General features: G+C 38.2%; 2 protein-coding genes. Both read left to right on the top strand.

Features of this window, described 5'->3' with window-relative positions; genetic code table 11:
• The first annotated feature begins 641 nt into the window (after positions 1 to 641).
• Positions 642 to 959 carry a DUF4144 domain-containing protein gene (locus tag AACR75_RS18440; protein ID WP_019281465.1) on the top strand — a complete coding sequence of 106 codons (318 nt, stop codon included), beginning with the start codon at positions 642 to 644 and terminating at the stop codon, positions 957 to 959.
• Between the two features lie 155 nt (positions 960 to 1,114).
• Complete coding sequence (locus AACR75_RS18435; RefSeq protein ID WP_052190360.1) at positions 1,115 to 1,744, top strand: hypothetical protein; 630 nt, start codon at positions 1,115 to 1,117, stop codon at positions 1,742 to 1,744.
• The last annotated feature ends 79 nt before the right edge of the window (positions 1,745 to 1,823 follow it).

Genomic DNA, 1,823 nt, shown 5'->3' with positions numbered 1-1,823 from the left:
TACAAAATTAAAGTTCAGTGTTTACGGTGTGTTTTTTGAGTTCGGTGGTGCGTTGTCAACCCCTTAGCCGGGCGTTATGTGTTGGATGAATTTTTAGGGTTAACTCTACGATTTCATTGAGAATTCGTTCCGTATTTTCGGCAAGTTAGCTTTGTCGAAATGAATCAGTGAAAGAATTTCAATTGGTCACGTCCAAGGTTCTTGGGCTGCCTCAATTGCGTTTTTGATCTGGTTTGTTTTGAGTTTCGTCAGTTTCAAATCGCTTTAATTGAAATGTCTTTTTGACTGATTCATTTGCTGACATTCAGCTCTGAAAGTCTGGTGAAGCAAAAGGTTTGGTTGTGGCTGAAAGGGCGCTTTCTTTGTTGTTGATTCTGCAAGTGGCTATCTTTGGCTAAGATCGCTGTGAAATTTAGGTTTTGGTCAGCATCGTTTTTTACGTAACTTATTCAAATCTCTTCATTTCTACGGTGGTTTACTTTGAATTCACGGTAAAATTCACATAACAAGCAATTCAAGTGGATTCTCAACGCGTGGCAGTTTTACTATGCGTTAGGTAAAGTGTTTTACGGTGCAATGCAGCGGCTTGGTCAGTGCGTTGTTCACCACTTAATTGGGCGTTATGTTTATTGGAGAAATTCATGGTCAATTGGCCTTGTATCCTGAAATTGGATGGTGACGATGAGCTCATTTATTTGGGCTCAGAAACTGACTTGAACTGCGAATGTGTGGGGTTGATTTTTAGCTCAGATGATCGAGTAATAGATTCTGAAGGCTTTGTATACTCATTGGTTTCAGATGCTTCAACAGCGATTAACTTGGTTGGAAACTCAGTCCAGATTTCAGCAGAAGATGCATCAAGATTGATTCAATGTCACGAGTTTTGTCGAGCTGAAGTTTGTTTGACAAAAATTCAATTTGAGACGGTAAGTGACGCAATTAAGTGCCTTAAATCTTAGGCTAAATAAACATAACAAACGGCTCAAGAGGGATTGCCAACGCGTGGCGGCTTTAGTGCAAAATTGAAATTCAGTGTTTATGGTGTGTTTTTTAAGTTCGGTGGTGCGTTGTCAACCCCTTAGCCGGGCGTTAGGCATTTAAGAGTGGTGATCGTGTGAAAATTCAATTAACAGATGAAGATAACCTTAAAATATCGCAACACTCAATTGTGGAGTTTATTGGGCATTTAAAGCTCAAAGCCACAGATGAAAAAGCGATGGTATTGTTAAAGCTTTTCGAAGAAATGCTACGTGAAATAGTCAGGTTTTCAGAAGATAGGAGTGATTTAACGATAACAAGCCTTAAAGTTAGAAATATCTTTGAGCTTTACCTAATTACTAAACATGTGAACTCCAATCCAAAAGGTTTGAAAAATTGGTGTGGGCAAGGCTATAAAGATATTACTGACATAAATAAGGGTTTTATTCAGCTAATGTCTGCACGTAAAGAAGACGTGACTGGATTTAAAGAATCCCAATCTTTTTTAGATGCTGAGTTAGACAAAAGTTCTTTTCAATCGAAAGGTGGCTTTGATATCAGGCAACTGGCGAAAGATTATGGGTTAGATGATCATTATGTCGCAATCCATAAATTGTGCTCTAAATTAATTCATCCCACATCGGTAAAAGTGAATGCTTATGGTGCCTTAACTAAAAACGATGATTATCTTAATGCATTAATTCGAGCTGGGATTTTCTTCTGGCAAGAAATAGAAAAACTGATATTCGATATAAAAAATGCCTAACAAACGGCTCAAGAGGGATTGCCAACGCGTGGCGACTTTAGTACAAAATTGAAGCTCAGTGTCTACAGTATGTTTTTTA

It is taken from the genome of Vibrio sp. ZOR0018 (assembly GCF_963865925.1).
GTDB lineage: Bacteria > Pseudomonadota > Gammaproteobacteria > Enterobacterales > Vibrionaceae > Vibrio > Vibrio anguillarum.
The sequence above is the reverse complement of the archived record's forward strand: the minus strand, read 5'-3'. Positions and strand labels throughout refer to the sequence as shown.

Coding starts and splice junctions, on each gene's coding strand:
- AACR75_RS18440 (WP_019281465.1), top strand. CDS start 642: ATGGTCAATTGGCCTTGTATCCTGAAATTGGATGGTGACGATGAGCTC.